Here is a 23169-nt window from a genome sequence, read left to right on the forward strand (position 1 = left end):
GAGCAAGGGACGCACGCGAGGCTCAGCGCCCGATGCCGTGATACTCCAGGCCATGTCGGCGCACCACGGCGGGCTCGTACATGTTGCGGCCATCAAACACGATACGCTCCCGCAGTTGCCTGCCCATGCGGGCGAAATCCGGACTACGGAACTCTTTCCATTCGGTCACGACGATCAGCGCGTCGGCATCCGCCAGGGCATCCATCGGCTGGCTCGCATACTTCAGCCCCTGCCTGCTCCCTAGCAACCGGCGTGCTTCCTCCATTGCCACGGGATCGTAAGCAACCACACTCGCCCCACGCGCCAGCAGCGCGTCGATCACTACCCGACTGGGTGCCGCACGCATGTCGTCAGTGTTCGGCTTGAACGCAAGTCCCCACAGCGCGAAACAGCGGCCGTGCAGATTTTCACCCATGCGCAGGACAATTTTGTCGATCAGACGCTGCTTCTGCCGCTCATTGACCAGCTCCACGGCACGCAGCAAGGGAAGCTCATGCCCCTGCTGGTTCGCGGTATGCAGCAAGGCTTTCACATCCTTTGGAAAACATGATCCACCATAGCCACAGCCGGCATAAAGGAAATGCCAGCCAATCCGGGGATCGGAGCCAATTCCCTGACGCACCAGCTCTATGTCCGCCCCCAGATCCTCGGCCAGATTGGCAAGTTCGTTCATGAAGCTGATACGCGTAGCCAGCATCGCGTTAGCCGCGTACTTGGTCAGTTCTGCACTGCGCACATCCATCACCAGCAGGCGCTGGTGATTGCGCTGAAAGGGCGCATATAGTTCCCGTAGATAATCGACCGCACGCGTATCGTCCGCACCAACGATGATACGGTCGGGGCGCATGAAATCTTCCACTGCCGCCCCTTCCTTCAGGAACTCTGGGTTGGAAACCACGCTGTACGCCAGATCCACGCCACGCGCGGCCATCTCCTCCGCGATCACCTCGCGCACCCGGTCGGCCGTTCCCACTGGCACCGTCGACTTGTCGGCCACGACCCGGTAGCCATCCATGTAGCGCCCGATGCCACGCGCTGCGGCCAGCACATGGCGCAGATCCGCAGAACCATTTTCGTCCGGCGGCGTGCCGACCGCGATGAATTGCACGTCGCCATGCAAAGCGGCAAGGCGCTCATCCGTAGTGAAACGCAGGCGACCAGCCTGCACATTGCGCCGGACAATCTCCAGCAGGCCCGGCTCATGAATCGGTATGCCGCCGTCCAGGAGAATACGAATCCGCCCCGCATCGACATCCAGGCAAACAACATCGTTACCGACATCTGCCAGACACGCTGCGCTGACCAGGCCAACATAGCCTGCCCCCACAACCGAAACCTTCATGGCGCTTTCCCGTGGTTACGAATCGACGATGGATTCGAACCTAACCATGTCCGGTTACAGCCATATGGCGGCAAACCACCTGCTCATTCAGGGAGCAAGATCGAATTCCTCGGTACGTCGGGGCGGATAGGTTTCCCAGCCGCCGCAGGCCGGGCAGCGCCAGTGGAACTGGCGGGCCTTGAAACCGCAGGCGTCGCAGCGGTAGCGCGCGACCTTGCGGGTATGTCCGTGGATGAGCTGGCGGACCAGCTCGATGTCGCCGCGCTGCTCGGCCGGCGCGGAGATCAGCGCGGCCTCCAGCAGCTTGTCCAGGCCCAGCAGCGTGGGGTTGCGGCGCAGTTCCTCGCGCACGAGGTCGTAGGCCGGACGCGCGCCGCGCGAATCGAGTTCCCATTGGAACACTTCGTCGAGCAGATCCAGTGAGGCGTGGCGCTCCAGCCAGGAGCGCAGCAGGACATGCCCCTGCTCGACCCGCCCCAGGCGGCGGTAGGCCTCCATGATGCGCTCGGCGACCAGCGCCAGATACACCGGATTCTGGTTCTCGATGCGCTTCCAGGCCTCCAGCGCCGCTTCGTCCTCACCCTCGGCGGCCAGCACGTCGCCCAGGATCAGGCTGGCGCGCACGCAGCGCGGATTGAGCGCATGCGCCGCATCGACCTGCGCGCGCGCCTCTTCCAGGCGCGAATCGGCCAACGCGGCGGTGGCCAGTTCACAGTGGAAATTGGCCACCTCGGTACGCCACAGCACGCTCTCGTGATCCGGCAGGGCACGGGCGATGTCGATGGCCTTGGCCCAGTCCTTCTCCTGCTGGTAGATCTCCAGCAGATAGCGCAGCGCCAGGTCGTTGAGCCGCGTTCCGCGCAGTTTGACGAATACCGATTCGGCGCGGTCGAGTAGGCCGGCCTTGAGGAAATCCTGGCCCAGCTCGCCCAGCGCCTGCAGGCGCTGATCCTCGGAGAGATCCTCGCGATCCACCAGATTCTGGTGCATGCGGATCGCGCGGTCGGTCTCTCCCCGGCGCCGGAACAGGCTGCCGAGGGCGAAGTGCAGTTCGATGGTGTGCGGGTCGATCTTGACCGCTTCGATGAAGGCATCGATGGCCTTGTCCTGCTGTTCGTTGAGCAGGAAATTCAGGCCGCTCAGATAGGAGCGTGGCAGGGCGCGCGATTCATGCACGACCTGCTTGATGTCGATGCGCGCAGCCAGCCAGCCGAGCGCGAAGAACAGCGGCAGGGCGAGCAACCACCAGAATTCGATTTCCATGTGCTCAGAACGCTTCGGGGGCCTGCTGCCCATCAGGCCGTGGCGGCTGGGTGCGCTCGCGCTCGGTACGGGCGAGCTGGCGGCGCAGACGGCCGATCTCGCGGCGCTGGCGCAGCAGCGAGCCGAACGTCGCGGTGACGCCCAGCAGGGCACCGCCGGCGAAGACCACCAGGATCACGAACACCAGCGGCAACTCCCACTCGGCGCCGAAGAAAAAGTGCAGGCGTACGAGATGATCGTTCTTGACCGCGAAGCCGAACAGCAGGAAGAACAGCAGGAGACGGAGGATCCACAGTACGAGGCGCATGGGACGCATTATCCCCGACGAAATGACCACGCGTCGAGCATGAATCCGTCCATCAGGACGAATTCAGCGGACAAACGTTCGTTCGAAACCGCAGGTTTCCCCGATTCGTGGCGATACAAAAAAGAAGGCGGCTTGCGCCGCCTTCCATGATTTTCACCGCTTGCCAGCCGTTGCCGGATGCTCAGCCCGCCAGATCGACGCGCTCGCGCAGTTCCTTGCCGGCCTTGAAGTGGGGCACGTACTTTTCGGGCACATGCACCTTCTCCCCCGACTTGGGGTTGCGTCCGACGCGCGGTGGGCGGTAGTTGAGCGCGAAGCTCCCGAATCCGCGAATCTCGATGCGATCGCCGCGCGCCAGGGCGTCGGTCATCGCATCGAGAATCATCTTGACCGCGTAATCGGCGTCCTTTGCGACCAGCTGGGGGAAACGAGCCGCCAGCTGGGCGATCAGCTCCGATTTGGTCATGACGCGGGCCGGTTACTGCTTCTGCTCGTTCAGCTTGGCCTTGAGCAGCGCGCCCAGGTTGGTCGTGCCGGTGGCGGCGGAGCTTTCGGAGGCCAGCTTCTGCATGGCTTCGCTCTGCTCGGCCTGATCCTTGGCACGGATCGACAGGCTGATCGAACGGGTCTTGCGATCCACGTTGATGATCACGGCCTCGACCTCGTCACCGACCTTCAGCACGGTGGTCAGATCGTCGACGCGATGGGCGGCGGCTTCGGAAGCACGCAGATAGCCTTCCACGTCGTCGTTCAGCCCGATCACGGCGCCGCGGGCCTCGACCGACTTCACGGTACCGCGCACCAGCGAGCTCTTCTCGTGGGTGGCGATGAAGTTGGTGAACGGATCACCCTCGAGCTGCTTGACACCCAGCGAGATGCGCTCGCGCTCCACGTCGATGGCCAGCACCACGGCTTCCACCTCGTCGCCCTTCTTGAAGCGGCGCACGGCTTCTTCGCCCTGCTCGCTCCACGACAGGTCGGACAGGTGCACCAGGCCGTCGATGCCGCCTTCCAGGCCGATGAACACGCCGAAGTCGGTGATCGACTTGATCTGGCCGCTGACCTTGTCGCCCTTCTTGTGGTTCATGTTGAACTCTTCCCACGGGTTGGCAGCGCACTGCTTCATGCCCAGGGAGATGCGGCGGCGGTCTTCGTCGATGTCGAGGATCATCACTTCGACCTCATCGCCCAGCTGGACGACCTTGGTCGGGTGGATGTTCTTGTTGGTCCAGTCCATTTCGGAGACGTGCACCAGACCCTCGATGCCCTGCTCGACTTCCACGAACGCACCGTAGTCGGTGATGTTGGTGACCTTGCCGAACAGGCGGGTGCCCTGCGGGTAGCGGCGGGCGATGCCGACCCACGGATCTTCGCCCAGTTGCTTCAGGCCCAGGGAGACGCGGTTCTTCTCCTGGTCGAACTTGAGCACCTTGGCTTCGATCTCGTCACCGACGTTGAGCACTTCGCTCGGGTGGCGGACGCGGCGCCAGGCCAGGTCGGTGATGTGCAGCAGGCCATCGATGCCGCCCAGGTCGACGAACGCACCGTAGTCGGTGATGTTCTTGACGATCCCCTTGATGATGGTGCCTTCCTTGAGGTTGGAGAGCAGCTTTTCGCGCTCTTCGCCCATCGACTCTTCCAGCACGGCGCGGCGGGAAACCACCACGTTGTTGCGCTTGCGGTCGAGCTTGATGACCTTGAATTCGTATTCCTTGCCTTCGTACGGCGTGGTGTCCTTGACCGGGCGCATGTCCACCAGCGAACCCGGCAGGAAGGCGCGGATGCTGTTGGTCATGACGGTCAGGCCGCCCTTGACGCGGCCGGTGATCACACCCTTGACCAGCGCGCCTTCGTTGAGCGCCTTTTCCAGGTCGTTCCAGGCGGCGATGCGCTTGGCCTTGTCGCGGGACAGGCGGGTCTCGCCGTAGCCGTCTTCCAGCGCCTCGATGGCGACGTGGATGAAATCGCCGACGTTGGCTTCGAGTTCGCCGCGGTCATTGCGGAACTCTTCGATGGGCACGTAGCTTTCGGACTTCAGGCCGGCATTGACGACCACGAAGTTCTGGTCGATGCGCACGACTTCGGCGGTGATGACTTCGCCGGCGCGCATTTCCTGGCGGGCGAGGCTTTCTTCGAACAGCGCGGCGAAACTTTCCTGGATGGGGGTGGCAGTAGACATGTGATTGAGGGGAACCCGGGACCACCTTGCGGCGGCCAGTTTGTTGGTTGGCAAAAAACAGCTGCAGGCCCATGCCGGCAACCGCGACGTCAACGGACGCCCGCGCGACCCGGCCTCACGAGGCCACTGGCGCGCGTTCGAGCACGAAGCTCACTGCCTGCTCCACGTCCATGTCGGTGGTATCGAGGAGCACTGCGTCCGGCAGCCTTCTCAGCGGTGCGACAGAGCGGGCGGCATCGCGCGCGTCCCGTTCCCGCAGATCGTCGAGAAGACTTTCCATGTTAGCAGCCATCCCCTTTTCCATCAACTGCTTATGGCGACGCGATGCACGTGCCTCGGCGGTCGCGGTCAGGAACACCTTGAGGGGCGCGTCGGGGAACACCACCGAGCCCATGTCGCGCCCCTCGGCAACAAGTCCGGGCGCGGCGCGATAGTCGCGCTGGCGGTCCAGCAGCGCGGCGCGCACCGCCGGCAGCGCGGCAACCCTGGAGGCGCCGGCGGAGCAGGCTTCGCTGCGGATCTCGTCGGTGACGTCGGTGCCGTCCAGCCACACCCGGCCGTCCTCGAAGGACGCCGGCAAGGCGGCGGCGATGGCCGCCAGCGCGGGCTCGTCGTCCAGCGCCAAGCCGGCGCGCAGGCCGGCCAGCGCAGTCAGGCGGTACAGCGAGCCGCTGTCCAGATAGTGCCAGCCCAGCGCCCGGGCCACGCGCGCGGCCACCGTGCCCTTGCCGGAGGCCGATGGGCCGTCGATGGCGAGCACCGGCACCGCCTCGGCGACTTCGGCAAAGCGTTCGAAGTACGTCGGGAAGGTCTTGTTCACGCACTTGGGATCGTTGATGCGCACGCGCAGGCCGCCCAGGCTGACCAGCGAGAAGCACATCGCCATGCGATGATCGTCGTAGGTGTCGATGGCGGCCACCCGCAGGCGGGCGGGCGGCGCCACCTTGAGGTAGTCGGCGCCCTCCTCCACCGTGGCGCCCACCTTGCGCAGTTCGGTGGCCATCGCCGCGATGCGGTCGGTTTCCTTGACCCGCCAGCTGGCGATGTTGCGCAGGGTGCACGGCCCGTCGGCGAACAACGCCGCCACGGCCAGCGTCATCGCCGCATCCGGGATATGGTTCAGGTCCATGTCGAAGGCGCGCAGGCGGCCGTTTTCCGGCGCGCGCGCCGCGATCCAGTTCGGCCCCATGTCGATGCGCACGCCCAGTTCGGCCAGGGCTTCGGCGAAACGCACGTCGCCCTGGATGCTGTCGCGCCCCACGCCCTCGACGCGCACCGGGCCGCCGCCGATGGCACCGGCGGCGAGGAAGTAGGAGGCCGACGAGGCGTCGCCCTCCACATACACGGTCCCCGGGCTGCGGTAGCGCGCGCCGGCCGGCACAGTGAAGCGCGCCCAGCCGTCGCGACGCACCGCCACGCCGAAGCGTTCCATCAGCGCCAGGGTGATGGCGATGTAGGGCTTGGAGATCAGTTCGCCGACCACTTCGATGACGGTTTCCCCGCCGGTCAGCGGCAGAGCCATCAGCAAGGCGGTGAGGAACTGGCTGGAAACGTCGCCGCGCACCTTCAGCACGCCGCCGGCGCGCACGCTGGCCGGGTGGATGGCCAGCGGCGGGTAGCCTTCGTTGCCCAGGTAGTCGATGGCCGCGCCGGCCTGGCGCAGCGCGTCGACCAGATCGCCGATCGGCCGCTCGTGCATGCGCGGCACGCCGGACAGGCGGTATTCGCCGCCGCACAGCGCCAGCGCGGCGGTGAGCGGACGGAAGGCGGTGCCGGCGTTGCCGAGGAAGAGTTCCGCCGCCTTCACCGGGAAGGCGCTGCCCACGCCGCGCACGGCGTAGTTGTCGCTGCCCGCGCGGCGGGTCCAGTGGACGCCCAGCGCGCGCAGGGCGTCCAGCATGCGCTCCACGTCGTCGGAGGCCAGCAGGTCGCGGATGTCGGTGTCGCCTTCGGCCAGCGCGGCGAGCAGCAGCACGCGGTTGGAGATGCTCTTGGAGCCGGGCAGGCGCACACGCCCGCGCGCACCCGTCAGCGGGACGAGATCGAGGAATTCCATGGATTTACTCGGTAACGATGTTGGTTTGCCGTTCGGCCCAGGCATTGCGCGCGGCGCGCGCTTCCTCGAACAGCTTTTCCAGGCGCGGCGCGTCGCCGGCCAGCAGCAGCGCGCGCAGATAGGCCAGCTCGGCGAGGTACTGATCCAGTTCGCCGAGCAGGGCCTGACGGTTGGCGATGCAGATGTCGCGCCACATTTCCGGGTGGCTGCCGGCGATGCGGGTGAAGTCGCGGAAGCCGCTGGCCGCGTAGCTGAACAGCTGTTCGGCATTGGCCCGCCCGGCCAGGTCATGCACCAGGCCGAAGGCGAGCAGGTGGGGCAGATGGCTGACTGCGGCGAACACGCGGTCGTGCTCGGCCGGCGACATCTGGTGGATCTGCGCGCCGCAGGCGGCCCAGGCCGCGCGCACGCGCTCGATGGCCTCCGGGGTGTTTTCCGGCAGGGGGGTGACGACCACCTTCTTGCCGTCGTACAGCTCGGCGAAGGCCGCGCCGGCGCCGCTCTTTTCCGCACCGGCAATCGGGTGCGCCGGCACCACGTTGCCCAGGCGCGCGCCCAGGTGGCGGTAGATGGCCTCGATGACGTCGCGTTTGGTGCTGCCCGCGTCGGTGACCAGCGTGTCCGGCCCCAGATGCGGCGCCATCGCCGCCATGATGGCGTCCATCTGGCCGACCGGCGCGGCGAGCAGGACAAGGTCCGCGCCATCGAGCGCCTCGGCCCAGCCGGCGGCGATCTCGTCGATCGCCCCCATCTCGCGCGCGTGTTCCAGCGAGGCCGTGCTGCGGCCGATGCCGACGATGCGCCCCACCGCGCCGGCACGCCGCAGGGCCAGCGCGAAGGAGCCGCCGATCAGGCCGGCTCCGCAGACCACCAGTTTGCCGATCGGCGCCATGCGCGCGTCCCCTTTTCCGTTCGCCGGTTCAGTCCAGCGCCTGTTCGAGCGCGGCGATGAAGCGCGCGTTTTCTTCCGGCAGGCCGATCGACACGCGCAGCCATTCCGGCATGCCGTAGCTGCCGATCGGCCGCACGATCACCCCCTGGCGCAGCAGCGCGGCGTTGATGCGCGCGGAGTCGCCCGCCTTGAAGGTGACGAAGTTGCCCGCCGAGGGAATCCATTCCAGCCCCAGACGCCTCAGCGCATCGGTGATCTGCATCATGCCGCGCTCGTTGATGCGCGCGGTCTGGGCGAGGAATTCCTCGTCGCCGAGCGCCGCTTCGGCCGCCGCCAGCGCCACACTGGACACGTTGAAGGGCTGGCGCACACGGTTCATCAGATCGGCCACGTCCGGGTGGGCGATGCCGTAGCCCACGCGCAGCCCGGCCAGCCCGTAGGCCTTGGAGAAGGTGCGCGAGACCAGCAGATTGGGGTAGTGCGCCAGCCAGGCCAGGCTGTCATAGCGCCTGGCCGGATCGAGGTATTCGGTATAGGCCTCGTCGAGCACCACCAGCACGTCGGCCGGCACCTGGGCGAGGAAGGCTTCGATATCCTCGCCGGAGAGGAAGGTGCCGGTGGGATTGTTGGGGTTGGCGATGAACACCACCCGGGTATCCGGCACGATGGCCGCCGCCATGGCCTTCAGGTCGTGGCCGTAGGCCTTCGCCGCCACTTCGATGCCGCGCGCGCCCACCGCGTTGACGGCGAGCGGGTAGACCGCGAAGGCGTAGCGCGAGAACACCGCCGAGCGGCCGGGGCCCAGAAAGGCCCGGGCGACCAGTTCGAGCACGTCGTTGGAGCCGTTGCCCAGCACGATGCGTTCCGGATCCACGTGGAAGCGCCGCGACAGCGCGCTCTTGAGCGCGAAGCCGTTGCCGTCCGGATAGCGCGCGGAGCCGGACAGCGCGGCGACCACCGCCTCGCGGGCGCGCGCGCCCATGCCCAGCGGATTCTCGTTGGAGGCCAGCTTGACGATGCCGGCCTCGGGGATGCCCATTTCGCGTGCCAGCTCGGAAGTCGGCTTGCCGGGCTGGTAGGGGGAAATGGCGCGGATGTAATCGGGCGCCTGGCTGGCCACGCTCATGTTCGTCTCCTGTCTGTCGTCATCGGCGGGCGTGCTCAGATGGCCGCCACGGGGTAGGACCCCAGCACCTTCACGAAAGCCGCCTGTTCGTTCAGTTCGCGCAACGCGCCGGCCACGCCGGGATCATTCTGGTGCCCGACGAAATCGACGTAGAACACATATTCCCACAGGCCGCCGCGCGCCGGGCGCGATTGCAGCTTGGTCATATCGACGCCGTGGCGCGCCAGCGGTTCGAGCAGGGTGTACATGGCCCCCGGCCGGTTGGGCGCGGAGAACACGATGGAGGTCTTATCCTGCCCCGAGGGGCCGGCATCGTGGCGGGCGATCACCAGGAAGCGCGTGCTGTTGTTGGGGTCGTCCTCGATGTTCGCGGCCAGCACGTTGAGGCCGTACAGCTCGGCCGCCGCCTCGCCGGCGATGGCGCAGGATTCCGGGTCTTCGGCGGCCAGCCGGGCGGCCTCCGCGTTGCTCGCCACCGGCACGCGCGGCAGGCTGGCGAGGTTGCGGTTGAGCCATTCGTGGCATTGCGCGAGGGACTGCGCGTGCGAGTACAGGCGCTTGGCCGCGCCGATGCCCTCGGCGCGCGAGAGCAGTTGCTGGTGGATGCGCAGCTTGACCTCGCCGCAGATCTTCAGCGGATTGGCGAGCAGCAGGTCCAGCGTGCCGCCCACCGCGCCCTCCGTGGAGTTTTCCACCGGCACCACGCCGTAATCCACGTTGCCCGCCTCGACCGCGCGGAACACGTCGTCGATGGTCCCCATCGGCAGGAAGTTGGGCGCGCTGCCGAAGTGCTTGCGCGAGGCGCTTTCCGAAAAAGTGCCGGCCGGCCCCAGGTAGGCCACCTTGAGCGGCTGTTCCAGCGCCAGGCAGGCGGACATGATCTCGCGAAAGACCTTCTGCACCGCGGCGTCTGGCAGCGGGCCGGGGTTGGCGTCGGCCAGGCGGCGCAGCACCTGGGCCTCGCGCTCCGGGCGGTACAGATTGCCCTGCTTGATCACGCCGATGCGCTGCGCGCACTGCGCGCGCTCGGCGAGGCGGGCGAGGATTTCCTCGTCCAGATGGTCGATCTGGTTGCGCAGCTTCAGCAGTTCGTCGCTCATCGTCGGCCCGTCCGGGGGTGTTCAGCCGTGGCGCGCGGCAAAGGTCTTGAGGTAATCGACCAGGGCGGCCACGCCCTCGATCGGCATCGCGTTGTAGATCGATGCGCGCATGCCGCCCACCGATTTGTGCCCCTTCAGCTGCAGCAGGCCGGCTTCCCTGGCGCCCGTGAGGAAGGCGTCGTTGAGCGCTTCGTTCTTGAGGAAGAAGGGCACGTTCATGCGCGAACGGCAGACCGGATCGATGCGGTTCTCGTAGAAGTCCGAGCCGTCCAGGTAGTCGTACAGCAGGCGCGCCTTGGCGATGTTACGCGCTTCCATGGCAGCCACCCCGCCCTGGCGCTTGAGCCACTGGAACACCAGCCCGGCGATGTAGATGGCGTAGGTGGGCGGCGTGTTGTACATGGAGCCGGCCTCGGCCACCGTCTTGTAGTCGAAGGCTGTCGGACAGTGCGGTGAGGCGCGCCCGAGCAGGTCTTCGCGCACGATGACGATGGTCAGCCCGGCCGGGCCGATGTTCTTCTGCGCACCGCCGAAGATCAGCCCGTACCTGGACACGTCGATGACGCGCGACAGGATGTGCGAGGACATGTCGGCGACCACCGGCACTTCGGCGCGCCCGATGCGCGCGAGATCGGGGTCGGCCGCGTATTCCACGCCGCCGATGGTCTCGTTGGTGCACACAAAGAGATAGGCCGGGTCCGCCGACAACTGCCAGCTTTCCAGCACCGGCACGCTGGTCCAGCCGCTGGCCTCGGCGCTGGCGGCCAGGTTCACCTTGCCGTAGCGCGCGGCTTCCTTGGCGGATTTCACCGACCATGAGCCGGTCAGCACGTAGTCCGCCGTGTCGCGCTCACCCAGCAGGTTGAGCGGGATGATGGCGTTTTCGGCGATCGCGCCGCCCTGCATGAACAGGACGCGGTAGTCGGCCGGCACCGCGAGCAGTTCGCGCAGGTCGGCCTCGGCCTGCTCGGCGATGGAGATGAATTCCTTGCCGCGATGGCTCATCTCCATCACGCCCATGCCGGCGCCGTGCCAGTCGAGCATTTCCTCGGCGGCCTGGCGCAGCACTTCCTCGGGCAGCGCGGCGGGGCCGGCGCTGAAGTTCCACACGCGGCTCATGCCTGCTCTCCGCCCTCGTCGCTTGCGGCGCCATCGTCCGCCGGAGATTCGCCGGCCCCGTCCCCGCCTTCCTGGGTCTCGCCTTCCAGCGCTTCATCCTCGGATTCGGCCACTTTTTCCAGGCCGGCCAGGAAGGTGCCTTCATCCAGGTTGATCAGCGTCACGCCCTGGGTGGCGCGGCCCAGTTCGCGGATGGCGCGCACCTTGGTGCGGATCAGCACGCCGCCGGTGGAGATCAGCATGACCTCGTCGCGCTCTTCCACCAGCACGGCGGCCACCAGCTTGCCGTTGCGGTCCGAGGTCTGGATGGCGATCATGCCCTTGGTGCCGCGCCCGTGGCGGGTGTACTCGCCCACCGGGGTGCGCTTGCCGTAGCCGTTCTCGGTGGCGGTGAGCACGGAGAGCTCCTCACCCTTGGCGACCAGCATGGCGATCACGCGCTGGCCGTCTTCCAGCGTCATGCCGCGCACGCCGCGCGCCTCGCGGCCCATCGGGCGCACGTCGCCCTCGGCGAAGCGCACCGCCTTGCCGGCGTCGGAGAACAGCATCACGTCGCATTCGCCGTCGGTGATCGCCACGCCGATCAGGTGATCGCCGTCGTCCAGGCTGGCGGCGATGATGCCGGCCTTGCGCGGGTTGGCGAAGGCGGACAGCGCGGTCTTCTTCACCGTGCCTTCGGAGGTGGCCATGAACACGAAGTGGCCGTCGTCGAATTCCTTGACCGGCAGCACGGCGGTGATCTTCTCGCCCTCGATGAGCGGGAACAGATTGACGATGGGCTTGCCGCGCGAGTTGCGCGTGCCTTCCGGCACCTCGTACACCTTCAGCCAGTACACCCGGCCGCGGTTGGAGAAGCACAGCACGTAGTCGTGGGTGTTGGCGACGAACAGGCGGTCGATGAAGTCTTCGTCCTTCATCGAGGTGGCCTGCTTGCCGCGCCCGCCGCGGCGCTGCGCGCGGTAGTCGGCGAGCGGCTGGCGCTTGAAGTAGCCGCCGTGGGACAGGGTGACCACCATGTCCTCGGGGGTGATCAGGTCCTCGATGTTGATCTCCGCCGTGCTCATGACGATCTCGGAACGGCGCGGATCGCCGAACTGGTTGCGGATCGCGGAAAGCTCCTCGACGATGATCGCGGTGATGCGTTCCGGACGCGCGAGGATGTCGAGCAGGTCGGTGATGACGTCCATCACCTCGCGGTACTCGCCGACGATCTTGTCCTGCTCCAGCCCGGTCAGGCGCTGCAGGCGCAGCTCCAGGATGGCCTGGGCCTGCACGTCCGAGAGGCGGTAGCCCTGGGCCCCATCAACAGAAATGAGGCCGAATTCCGGCAGCAGCCCTTCCGGGCGGTAGGAATCCGCCGTGGCGCGCGAGAGCATCTCCTCGACCAGCGCGCTGCGCCAGGTGCGTGCCAGCAGTTCGCGCTTGGCGTCCGCCGGGGTGGGCGCGGCCTTGATCAGCGCGATGATTTCATCGACGTTGGAGAGCGCCACCGCCAGGCCTTCCAGCACGTGGCCGCGGTCGCGCGCCTTGCGCAGTTCGAACACGGTGCGGCGGGTGATGACCTCACGGCGGTGCTCCAGGAAGCACACCAGCATCTGCTTGAGGTTGAGCAGGCGCGGGCGGCCGTCCACCAGCGCCACCATGTTCATGCCGAAGGTGTCCTGCAGCTGGGTGTGCTTGAACAGGTTGTTGAGCACCACCTCGGGCATTTCGTTGCGCTTGAGTTCGATGACCATGCGCATGCCGGATTTGTCCGACTCGTCGCGCAGCTCGCTGATGCCCTCGATCTTCTTGTCGTTGACCAGCTCGGCGATGCGCTCCAGCAGGGTGCGCTTGTTCACCTGGTAGGGCAGTTCATCGACGATGATGGCTTCGCGGTCGCCGTTCTTGCCGATCGGCTCGATGTGGGTGCGCGCGCGCATGATCACGCGGCCGCGCCCGGTGCGATAGCCCTCATGCACGCCGTGCAGGCCGTAGATCAGCCCGGCGGTGGGGAAGTCCGGCGCCTTGACGATGTCGATCAGCGCCTCGATGTCGGTTTCCGGGTCTTCCAGCAACCTCAGGCAGGCATCCACCACCTCGCCCAGGTTGTGCGGCGGGATGTTGGTGGCCATGCCCACCGCGATGCCCGACGAACCGTTGATCAGCAGGTTGGGGATCTTCGCCGGCAGGATCAGCGGTTCCTTTTCCGAGCCGTCGTAGTTGGGCCCGAAATCCACCGTTTCCTTGTCGATGTCGGCCAGCAGCTCGTGGCCGATGCGTGCCATGCGGATTTCCGTGTACCGCATCGCCGCCGCGTTGTCGCCGTCGACCGAGCCGAAGTTTCCCTGGCCGTCGATCAGCATGTAGCGCAGCGAGAAGTCCTGCGCCATGCGCACGATGGTGTCGTACACCGCCGAGTCGCCGTGGGGGTGGTACTTACCGATGACGTCGCCGACGATGCGCGCCGATTTCTTGTACGCGCGGTTCCAGTCGTTGGACAGCTCGTGCATGGCGAACAGCACGCGCCGGTGTACCGGCTTGAGGCCGTCGCGCGCGTCGGGGAGGGCCCGCCCGACGATCACGCTCATGGCGTAATCGAGGTAGGAGTGGCGCATCTCCTCTTCGAGGCTGATCGGCAGTGTTTCCTTGGCAAACTGAGTCATGCTCGAAGGCGGCGGAATCCGCATGAACTAAAACGTGTGATTTTACCACGCGCGCGCCCTCCCCCGCCCGGCCTTGCCAAGATGCCGGTGCGCCGGGAGCACCTTTCCCGGCGCCATGCCGCTCAGTTGGCCGGCGCCTGCCAGCCGCCGCCCAGCGCGGCGACCAGCTCCACGCTGGCCTCCAAGCGGTCGCGCACGATGTCCAGCTCCGCCCGGCGCGCCGTCAGCGTGGCGTTCTGCGCCACCGCTACTTCCAGGAAGGACACCAGCCCGGCGCGGTAGCGGTTGGTCACCAGGCGCTCGTTCTCGGCCGCCAGTTCGACCACCCGGCCCTGCTGTGCGACGCGCGTTTCCAGGGCGCGCAGGCGCGCCAGCGCGTCCTCGGTTTCGCGCAGGGCGGTCAGCACCGCCTCGCGCCACGCGGCCGCGGCCTCGTCGTGGGTGGCGCGCGCGCGCTCCAGCGCGGCGGAACGCGCGCCGCCGTCGAACAGCACGGCAGCCAGCGACGGGCCCAGCGCCCACACCCGGTTGGGTGCCTCGAACCAGTCGCGGAAGGCTTCCGAACGATAGCCGCCCGACAGCCCCAGGCTCAGATCCGGCAGCCACGCGCTCTGCGCCACGCCGATGCGCGCGTTGGCGGCCGCCACGCGGCGTTCGGCGACCACCAGATCGGGCCGCCGCGCGAGCAGCTCGGCCGGCAGGCCGGCGGGTACCGCCGGCAGCGCGGGCAGGCGCTCTTCCACCGTGACGGCAAAGACCGACGGCGGCTGGCCGGCCAGCACGGCCACGGCATGCTCGGCACGCGCACGCTGGTCGACCAGTTCGAGAATCTGCGCGCGCACGCTTTCCAGCTGGCTTTCCGCCTGCACCACGTCCGCGCGCGCGGCCATCCCGGCGTCGTACTGATTGGTGGTCAGGGTGAGCGAGCGCGCATAGGCCGCTTCGGTGCCGACGAGCAGTTCGTGCTGGCGGTCGAGCACGCGCAGGCGGATGTACTGCTGTGCCAGGCTGGCCTGCAAGGAGAGGCGCAGCGCGGCCAGATCGGCGGCCGAGGCCTGCTGTTCGGCCTGCCCGGCCTCGGCCTCGCGGCGCACGCGGCCCCACAGATCGGGCAGCCAGCTCACCGACAGGCTGAAGTCGTGGCTGTTGCCCGCCCCGGCATCGCTGCCGCTGCGCGTGGACGAGGCGCTCGCGCCGATTTCCGGCGCAAAGCCGGCACGCGTGGCGCGCAGCGCGGCCTGAGCCTGGCGCAGACGCGCCTCGGCCTGCGCCAGGCCGGGGTTGTCGCGCTCCAGATCGGCCAGCAAGGCATTCAAGGTATCGTCGCCATAGCTCGCCCACCAGTCGCCGCCGGTCGCGACCGGTGTGGCGCCCAGCGCCCGCCAGCCGGCTTCGTGCTTGAACGCGGCCGGCATGCCGGCGAGTTCCGGCGGACGATGCTCCGGGCCGAGCACGCAGCCCGACAGGCTAAGGACGAATGCGGTAGCGGGAAGGACGCCGAGGAAGAATGCGCGCATGGTCACGAGAAGAATCCGGAAGAAGTTGTCAGGCGGCCGGTTCGCCAACGGCCGGTTCACCGCGGGAGGACCGCTGGCGCAGACGGTCCAGCGCCAGATACACCGCCGGCGTGGTGTACAGGGTGAGCAGTTGGCTGACCGCCAGCCCGCCAACGATGGCGATGCCGAGCGGGCGGCGCAGTTCGGAGCCCTCGCCCATGCCCAGCACCAGCGGCAGGGCGCCGAGCAGCGCGGCCAGGTTGGTCATCAGGATCGGCCGCAGGCGCAGCAGCGCCGCGCGCTGGATGGCCTGGCGCGGCGCCAGGCCGAGGTTGCGCTGCCCGTCGATGGCGAAATCGATCATCAGGATGGCGTTCTTCATCACCACGCCGATCAGCAGGAACAGGCCGAGCAGCGCGATCAGGCTGAATTCGGTGCCGGTGGCGAGCAGCGCGAGCAGCGCGCCGATGCCCGCCGAAGGCAGCGTGGACAGGATGGTGAGCGGATGCAGCGTGCTCTCGTAGAGGATGCCGAGGACGAAATACACGGTGACCAGCACGCCGAGGATCAGCCACGCCTGCCCGGCGCGCGATTCCTGCAGGCCGCCCGCCTCCCCGGCGTGCTGCACGAACAACGCGGAAGGCAGCATCAGGCGCGCCAGCGCGTCGTCGATGGCGCGCAGCGCCCGTTCGGTGCCCACGCCATCGGCGAACGAGTAGCCGATGCCGGCGGCTGCATACTGTTCCTTGTGCTGCACGCGGTCGCTGGACAGGCTGTTGCCCCAGGTGGCGAAAGCCGACAGCGGCACCCGGCGGCCGTCGGCGCCGATCACCTGCAGTTCGTCGAGCACCCCGGCGTGCGCGGTGTAGCGCGGGTCCAGTTCCATGACCACGCGGTACTGGTTGAGCGCGTCGTACAGCGTGGCGACCTGGCGCTGCGAGAACGAGTTGTTCAGCAGGCTGGCCACCATGCGCAGATCCACACCCAGGCGCTGGGCGGCCTCGCGGTCGATGGCGATGCTGAGCTGCTGGGCATCCTCGTTGCCGAAGCTGTCCACGTCGGTGAGTTCGGGCAGTTCCTGCATGGCCTCCGACACCTTGGGGCCCCATTCCTTCAGCAGCGCGGTTTCCGGCGCGAGCAGGAGCAACTCGCTGCCCCCCGAATTGAAGTTGGACGCGAGCTGGATGTCCTGATCCACGTGCAGGATCAGCACCCCGCCGGGCACCTTGGGGGCGCTGGCGCGCAGCCGGTTGATCACTTCGCGCGCACTGACCCCGCGCTCTTCCAGCGGCTTCAGCTTGACCATCAGCCAGGAATTGCTGATCCCGCCGGTTCCGCCGCTGGTGCCGACCACGTCGCTGATCGCCGGATCGGAAAGGATGTGTTCGCGGAACACATCGATCTTGGGCTGCATGACCTGGAAGGAGAACCCGTCGTCGCCGCGCACGAAGCCGCGCAGTTGCCCGGTGTCCTGCTCCGGCAACGAACCCTTGGGGATGGCGACGTACAGATAGGCGTTGAGGCCGATCACCGCGGCGAACAACAGCAGCACCACGGCGGTGTGGCGCAGCGCCCAGTCCAGCGTGCGCGCGTAGCCGCGGTGCAGGCCGTCGAGCATGCGGGCGCTGAAAGCCGCCAGCCGGCCCTGCGGGCGCGCCTCGCGCGGACGCAGCAGATGGGCACACAGGCTGGGCGTGAGGGTGAGCGACACCGCCAGCGAGATCAGGATGGCCGCCGCCAGGGTAATGGTGAATTCGCGGAACAGGCGCTCCAGCACGCCACCCATGAACAGGATGGAGAGGAACACCGCGACCAGCGAGACGTTCATCGCCAGCAGGGTGAAGCCGACCTCCCGCGCGCCCTTCAGCGCCGCGCGCAACGGGCGCATGCCGTTGGCGATGTGGCGCTCGATGTTCTCCAGCACCACGATGGCGTCGTCGACCACCAGGCCGGCGGCGACGATCAGCGCCATCAGCGACAGGTTGTTCAGCGAGAAACCGTAGAAGTACATGGCGACGAAGGCGCCGACCAACGACACCGGCACCGCCAGGCTGGGAATCAGCGCGGCACGCCCGTCGCCGAGGAACACCCAGATCACCGCGATCACCAGCGCCACGGCGATGATCAGCGTCAGGCGCGCTTCCGCCAGCGTGGCGCGGATGCCCGGCGTGCGGTCGAGCACCACCGTCAGTTCGGTATCGGCCGGCAGCAGCGCGCGCAGCATCGGCATGTGCGCCTGGATGGCATCCACGGTGGCGACGATGTTGGCGCCCGGCTGGCGATAGACCTGCAGCAACACCGCCGGCCGGTCGTTGTGGAAGCCACTGCTGTAACGGTTTTCCACGCTGTCGCTGACCTGCGCCACGTCGCCCAGGCGCACCGTGGCACCGCCGGTCTGGCGCACGATCAACTGGCGGAAATCCGCCGCGTCGCGCAGCCCGCGGTCGGTGCCGATGTGCCAGCGCCGTTCGCCGTCCTCCAGCACGCCCAGCGGCTGCAGGGCGTTGGCGTCGGACAGCGCGCTGCGCACGTCATCGAGCGCAAGGCCGTGGTGGGCGAGCATGCCGGGGTTGAGCTGCACGCGCACCGCCGGCAGCGCACTGCCGCCCAGGCCGACTTCGCCCACCCCCCCGATCTGCGCGATCTTCTGCGCCAGCAGGGTGCTGGCCAGATCGTACAGCCGCCCACGCGACAGATTCTCCGAGCCCAGCGCGAGCACCATGATCGGTGCCTGGGAGGAATTCACCTTGCGGTAGGTCGGGTTGTTGGGCATGCCCGAAGGCAGTTGCCCGCGCGAGGCGTTGATGGCCGCCTGCACGTCGCGCGCGGCGGCATCGATGTCGCGGTCCAGCGCGAAGCGCAGGCGCACCCGGCTGGCGCCCTGCGAACTGGACGAACTGATCTCGGTGACCCCGGCAATGCTGCCCAGCGCGCGCTCCAGCGGCGTAGCCACGGTGGCCGCCATGCTGTCCGGGCTGGCCCCGGGCAGATTGGCGCTGACCTCGATGGTGGGGAAGTCGATTTCCGGCAGCGGCGCCACCGCCAGCAGCCGGTAGGCCAGCAGGCCGCACAGCACCAGCGCCAGGGCGAGCAGGCAGCTCGCCACCGGGCGGCGGATGAACGGCCGGGCGAAGTTCATGCGCGCCCGTCCGCCCGCGCGGCAGCGGAGTCCGCGCGTCGCCCGCCCAGGCGGTCGAAGAACAGATACACCACCGGCGTGGTAAACAGCGTGAGCACCTGGCTGACCAGCAGCCCGCCGACCATGACGATGCCCAGCGGCTGACGCAGTTCCGCTCCGGAGCCGCCGGCCAGCATCAGCGGGATAGCCCCCACCAGCGCGGCCAATGTGGTCATCAAGATAGGCCGGAAGCGCAGCAGCGCAGCGCGGTGGATGGCCGCGCGCGGCGCCATGCCCTGCTTGCGCTGCGCCTCCAGGGCGAAGTCCACCATCATGATGCCGTTCTTCTTCACCAGGCCGATCAGCAGCACGATGCCGATCACCGCCACCATGTCGAGCGGCCGGCCGGACAGATGCAGCGCGGCCAGCGCACCCACGGTGGCCGAGGGCAGCGTGGACAGGATGGTGACCGGATGCACGGTGCTCTCGTAGAGCACGCCGAGCACGATGTACATGGTGACCACGGCGGCCAGGATCAGCCACAGCGTATTCGACAGCGAAGCACGGAAGGCTTCCGCCGCGCCCTGGAAGCGCATGTCCACCGAGGCCGGCAGCGCCAGTTCATCGCGCACCTGCTCGATGGCCGCCACCGCCGCGCCCAGCGACGCGCCCGCCGCCAGGTTGAAGGACACCGTGGCCGCCGGGAACTGCCCCTGATGCGAGATGGCCAGCACCGCCGGATGCTCGGTGATGCGCGCCACCGTGGACAAGGGCACCGGCCCGCCGCTGGCGGTGGGGATGTAGGTGGTTTCCAGCGCCGCCGCGCCGCGCGCATGGCGCGGGTCCACTTCCAGCACGATGCGGTACTGGTTGGCATGGGTGAACAGGGTGGCGATCTGGCGCTGGCCGTAGGCGGTGTACAAGGCGTCGATGACCTGCGCGGTGGTGATGCCCAGGCGCGCGGTGGCATCGCGGTCCACTTCCACGCGCGCCTGCACACCGCCGAACTGCAGGTCGGAGGCCACGTCGGCCAGTTCGGTGCGCTGGCCCAGCGCGCCGACCATGCGCCCCACCCAGTCCGCCAGTTCGTCCTGATCCGGCGTGGACAGGGTGAACTGGTACTGCGTGCGGCTCACCCGATCCTCGATGGACAACTCCTGCACCGGCTGCAGCCAGGCCGCGATGCCCGGCACCTCGGCCAGTTGCGCACCCAGCCGGCGCATCACCGCCTCGGCGCCGTCGCGCTCGCCGTGCGCTTTCAGATTGATCAGCATGCGCCCGCTGTTGAGCGTGGCGTTGGTACCATCCACGCCGATGAAGGAAGACAGGCTGTCCACCGCCGGGTCATTCAGTGCCACCTGGGCGAGCGCCTGCTGGCGCTCCGCCATCGCCGCGAAGGAAATCGACTGCGGCGCCTCGGTGACCACCTGGATCACCCCGCTGTCCTGCACCGGGAAGAAGCCCTTGGGCACGGTGAGGTAGAGCACCCCGGTGAGCCCCAGGGTGGCGAGCAGCACCAGCAGCGTGGCGGTCTGGCGTTCCAACACCCAGTCCAGCCACACGCCGTAGCGTTCGATCACGCGGTCGAGCGGTCCTTGTTCCCCGCCGTGGCCCACGCTGTCGCCCAGCATGCGCGCGCTCATCATCGGCGTGAGCGTCAGCGACACCACCAGCGAGATCAGGATGGCCACCGCCAGGGTCACGGCGAATTCGTGGAACAGCCGGCCGACCACGTCGCCCATGAACAGCAACGGAATCAGCACGGCGACCAGCGACACCGTCAGCGACACCAGCGTGAAACCGATTTCCGCCGCACCCTTGAGCGCCGCCTGCATGGGCGAGGCGCCCATCTCGCGGTGGCGGGCGATGTTCTCCAGCATCACGATGGCGTCGTCCACGACGAAACCGGTGGCGATGGTGAGCGCCATCAGGCTGAGATTGTTTACCGAGAAGCCGGCCAGATGCATCACCGCGAAGGTGCCCACCAGCGACAAGGGCACGGCCACGCTGGGAATCAGCGTGGCGGCCACGCGGCGCAGGAACAGGAAGGTGACCAGCACCACCAGGCCGATGGCGAACACCAGTTCGGTCTGCACGCCGCGCACCGAGGCGCGGATGGACAGTGTGCGGTCGGTGAGTACGGCCACGTCCACCGCCGCCGGCAGCGTGGCGGTGAGCTGCGGCAGCAGCGCGCGCACCTGGTCGGCCACCTGGATGACGTTGGCGCCGGGCTGGCGCTGGATGTTCACCAGCACCGCCGGCACCTGCGCGGGGGTCTCGCACGCCCCGGCGGCCCCGCCCACGCCCTCGCAATACCCCGCCCAGGCGGCGAGGAAGCGGTCCTCGGCGCCCTGTTCGATGTCCGCCACGTCCCCCAGACGCAGCGGCGCACCATCCTTCCAGGCAACGATCAGCGCACGGTACTCATCCACCGACTTCAGCTGGTCGTTGGCCTCGACCATGACGAAGCGGTAGGGGCCATCCAGGCTGCCCTTGGGCTGGTTGGAGTTGGCCGCGGTGATCGCCGCGCGGATCTGCTCCATGGTCAGCCCGTGCGCGGCCACCGCCTGCGGATTCACCCGCACGCGGATCGCCGGGCGCTGGCCGCCGGCCAGGCTGACCATGCCGACGCCCGGCAACTGCGCCAGCTTCTGCGCCATGCGCGTATCGACCAGGTCGTACACCGTGGGCAGCGGCAGCGCGGCGGACGATACCGCCAGGGTGAGGATGGGCGCATCCGCCGGATTCACCTTGCGATAGATCGGCGGCGCCGGCAGATCGTTGGGCAGCAGGCTGGAAGCCGCGTTGATGGCCGCCTGCACTTCCTGCTCGGCCACGCCCAGATCCACGCTGAGGGCGAACTGCAAGGTAATCACCGAAGCGCCGCCGGAACTGGTGGAACTCATCTGCTTGAGGCCAGGAATCTGCCCCAGGCGGCGCTCCAGCGGCGCGGTGATGGTGCGCGTGGTCACCTCCGGGCTGGCGCCGGGGTGGAAGGTGAACACTTGGATGATGGGGTAATCGACCTGCGGCAGCGCAGCCACCGGCAGCAGACGCCAGGACAGCAGGCCGGCGATGACCAGGGCGAGCATCAGCAGCGTGGTCGCCACCGGCCGCTCGATGAACGGGCGCGAAAGATTCACCGCGCGGGCGCTCCGCCGGGCACCTCGTCGCCCTCGCCGACCAGCACCACTTCGCGCCCTTCGCGCAGGCGGTCCAGGCCTTCCAGCACCACCTGCTCGCCGCCCTCCAGCCCGTCCTCGACCACCGTCATCGTGCCGTCGGAAGCGCCCAGTGTCAGCGCGCGCATGCGTGCGCGGCCGTCCTCGATCACATACACATAGCTGCCGCGCGAACCGTACTGCACCGCGTCGGCCGGAATGGTCACCGCCCCGGAAATCTCGCCCACCGCCATGCGTACATTGACGAACTGGTTGGGGAACAGCGCGTCGTCCTCGTTGGCGAATTCCGCCTTCAGGCGCACCGTGCCGGTTGCCGGATCGATCTGATTGTCGAAGGTGCGCAGCACGCCCTGGGCGATCTGCCTGCGGTCGTCGCGGTCCCAGGCATCCACCTGCAGGACGCGGCCGGCGGCCATCTGCGCGCGCACCTCGGCCAGTTCGCGCTCGGGGATGGTAAACAGCACCGCGATCGGCCGCGTCTGGGTGATGGTCACCAGCCCGTCGGCGTCTCCGCTGGAAATCAGGTTGCCGGCATCCACCCGGCGCAGGCCCACACGCCCGCTGATCGGCGCCTCGATGCGCGTCCAGTCCAGCTGCAGGCGCGCATCATCCACCTGGGCTTGATCGGCGCGCAGCGTGCCGCGCAACTGCTCCACCAGCGCGGCCTGCGCATCGACCTGCTGGCGGGCGATGGAATCCTGCTCGAACAGGGTGCGATAGCGCGCCAGTTCGCTCTCCGCATTGCGCAACTGCGCCAGATTCTGCTGCTGCTGGCCTTCCGCCTGGGCCAGCCGCACGCGGTACGGCGCGGGATCGATCTCCGCCAGCACGGCCCCCTTGCGCACCATCTGCCCTTCCTCGAAGGCCACCCGCTGCAGTTGGCCATCCACCCGGCCGCGCACCACCACATTGGCCTCCGGCGTCACCGTGCCGATGGCGCGCAGTCGCACGGTCATTTCGCCATGCGAGGCTTCCACCACGCGCACCGGCACCGGCCCCATCCAGGGATTCGGGGGACTCTGCGGCGCCGGGCCACGCAGAAAGAAATACCAGACCAGCACGGCGGCCAGGATCACGAGAAACGCACCGAGCGCGATGCGCGCAGCGGGCGAGGCGAACGGGGCGGAGATTCGGGGCATGAGAATCCGGGAACAAGAACTGGCGCGCCGTTGCGGACTGCCGGACGCATCGGGCGGACATTTTCCGGGCGCGGCCCCAGATGATCAAGAACAATTCTCAGTTCCTCGTTGCCCATTGAGAAATCGTCGATTCCCGCCGCAAAAATCGCGTCGATACGGCCCGTCAGGCTGGAAATGGACACGGCGGCCCAGTAAGCTCGGCACC

General features: G+C 68.0%; 15 protein-coding genes. All 15 read right to left on the reverse strand.

Annotation, left to right across the window (positions count from 1 at the left end; translation table 11 throughout):
- Window positions 1–22: 22 nt before the first annotated feature.
- The 15 genes from E6C76_RS09495 to E6C76_RS09565 all read right to left on the reverse strand — a co-directional run bounded on the left by E6C76_RS09495 (window position 23) and on the right by E6C76_RS09565 (window position 22964).
- Window positions 23–1342, reverse strand: coding sequence for a UDP-glucose dehydrogenase family protein (locus E6C76_RS09495; protein ID WP_136347975.1), 1320 nt, complete (start codon window positions 1340–1342; stop codon window positions 23–25).
- Between the two features lie 87 nt (window positions 1343–1429).
- On the reverse strand, window positions 1430–2605 hold the full coding sequence (gene lapB / locus E6C76_RS09500) for a lipopolysaccharide assembly protein LapB (protein WP_136347976.1): 1176 nt from the start codon (window positions 2603–2605) through the stop codon (window positions 1430–1432).
- A 4-nt stretch (window positions 2606–2609) separates the two neighbouring features.
- Window positions 2610–2912: a LapA family protein gene (locus E6C76_RS09505; protein WP_136347977.1), complete on the reverse strand. Its 303-nt coding sequence runs from the start codon at window positions 2910–2912 to the stop codon at window positions 2610–2612.
- A gap of 181 nt (window positions 2913–3093) precedes the next feature.
- Window positions 3094–3378 carry an integration host factor subunit beta gene (locus tag E6C76_RS09510; protein ID WP_136347978.1) on the reverse strand — a complete coding sequence of 95 codons (285 nt, stop codon included), beginning with the start codon at window positions 3376–3378 and terminating at the stop codon, window positions 3094–3096.
- A gap of 12 nt (window positions 3379–3390) precedes the next feature.
- Window positions 3391–5091, reverse strand: coding sequence for a 30S ribosomal protein S1 (rpsA, locus tag E6C76_RS09515; RefSeq protein ID WP_136347979.1), 1701 nt, complete (start codon window positions 5089–5091; stop codon window positions 3391–3393).
- Window positions 5092–5206: 115 nt separating this feature from the next.
- Window positions 5207–7147 carry a bifunctional 3-phosphoshikimate 1-carboxyvinyltransferase/cytidylate kinase gene (locus E6C76_RS09520; RefSeq protein WP_136347980.1) on the reverse strand — a complete coding sequence of 647 codons (1941 nt, stop codon included), beginning with the start codon at window positions 7145–7147 and terminating at the stop codon, window positions 5207–5209.
- A gap of 4 nt (window positions 7148–7151) precedes the next feature.
- Entirely contained in the window at window positions 7152–8039 is an 888-nt protein-coding gene (locus E6C76_RS09525; RefSeq protein WP_136347981.1) for a prephenate dehydrogenase, read from the reverse strand.
- A 28-nt stretch (window positions 8040–8067) separates the two neighbouring features.
- A complete protein-coding gene (gene hisC, locus E6C76_RS09530; protein ID WP_136347982.1) occupies window positions 8068–9165 on the reverse strand; it encodes a histidinol-phosphate transaminase in 1098 nt (365 codons plus the stop codon).
- A gap of 35 nt (window positions 9166–9200) precedes the next feature.
- Window positions 9201–10265: a prephenate dehydratase gene (gene pheA, locus E6C76_RS09535; protein WP_136347983.1), complete on the reverse strand. Its 1065-nt coding sequence runs from the start codon at window positions 10263–10265 to the stop codon at window positions 9201–9203.
- A gap of 21 nt (window positions 10266–10286) precedes the next feature.
- On the reverse strand, window positions 10287–11384 hold the full coding sequence (gene serC, locus E6C76_RS09540) for a 3-phosphoserine/phosphohydroxythreonine transaminase (RefSeq protein ID WP_136347984.1): 1098 nt from the start codon (window positions 11382–11384) through the stop codon (window positions 10287–10289).
- Window positions 11381–14029: a DNA gyrase subunit A gene (gene gyrA, locus E6C76_RS09545; protein ID WP_136347985.1), complete on the reverse strand. Its 2649-nt coding sequence runs from the start codon at window positions 14027–14029 to the stop codon at window positions 11381–11383. The genes serC and gyrA overlap by 4 nt, the downstream gene beginning before the upstream one ends.
- 122 nt (window positions 14030–14151) lie before the next feature.
- The gene (locus E6C76_RS09550; protein WP_136348186.1) at window positions 14152–15546 is read right to left on the reverse strand and encodes an efflux transporter outer membrane subunit; all 1395 of its coding nucleotides are present in this window, start codon (window positions 15544–15546) and stop codon (window positions 14152–14154) included.
- Between the two features lie 28 nt (window positions 15547–15574).
- Window positions 15575–18664: an efflux RND transporter permease subunit gene (locus E6C76_RS09555; protein WP_136347986.1), complete on the reverse strand. Its 3090-nt coding sequence runs from the start codon at window positions 18662–18664 to the stop codon at window positions 15575–15577.
- Window positions 18661–21786: an efflux RND transporter permease subunit gene (locus E6C76_RS09560; RefSeq protein ID WP_136347987.1), complete on the reverse strand. Its 3126-nt coding sequence runs from the start codon at window positions 21784–21786 to the stop codon at window positions 18661–18663. Before E6C76_RS09560 ends, E6C76_RS09555 begins: the two co-directional genes overlap by 4 nt.
- The gene (locus E6C76_RS09565; RefSeq protein ID WP_136347988.1) at window positions 21783–22964 is read right to left on the reverse strand and encodes an efflux RND transporter periplasmic adaptor subunit; all 1182 of its coding nucleotides are present in this window, start codon (window positions 22962–22964) and stop codon (window positions 21783–21785) included. The genes E6C76_RS09560 and E6C76_RS09565 overlap by 4 nt, the downstream gene beginning before the upstream one ends.
- Window positions 22965–23169 lie beyond the last annotated feature (205 nt).

Origin of the sequence: Pseudothauera nasutitermitis (assembly GCF_004801295.1) — a bacterium.
Lineage (GTDB): Bacteria > Pseudomonadota > Gammaproteobacteria > Burkholderiales > Rhodocyclaceae > Pseudothauera > Pseudothauera nasutitermitis.